The following is a 344-nucleotide window of genomic DNA, read 5'->3' as shown; positions in this document are numbered from 1 at the left end:
CTTTTTGGTAAATATTGTCCTCACTGGTTTCCATAATGACATTTTTACCCGTTAAGTTTACTGATTTACCAGCGGTAATATCGACGCCCGCTAGTTTGACGTCATCACCAGCAATAACATTGATATTGCCTTTAGCACTGTTAAGTCCACTGCGGATATTACTTTGTGTTGCTTTATCTTCTAATTCTTTATATCGTGAATGTTGGTAACCCACTGTGCCACTATAGCCATCGCCACCAAGCTCACCAATCACTTTATGGTAACCTTTACTTTCACTATGTGATTGATTCGTACTAGCACCAATATCAATATTGCCTTTTTCCGCACGTAAGTTGATATCATCT

At 38.7% G+C, this 344-nt stretch carries 1 protein-coding gene; it reads right to left on the bottom strand.

Annotated features, from left to right (window positions below; genetic code table 11):
- The coding region (locus tag H3T54_RS11800) for a hemagglutinin repeat-containing protein (RefSeq protein WP_198223320.1) at positions 1-344 on the bottom strand (344 nt) is incomplete at both ends.

Source organism: Gilliamella sp. B14384G10, assembly GCF_016101685.1.
Classification (GTDB): domain Bacteria; phylum Pseudomonadota; class Gammaproteobacteria; order Enterobacterales; family Orbaceae; genus Gilliamella; species Gilliamella apis_A.
Note: the sequence above shows the minus strand (reverse complement) of the source record. Positions and strands in the feature narration are given on the sequence as shown.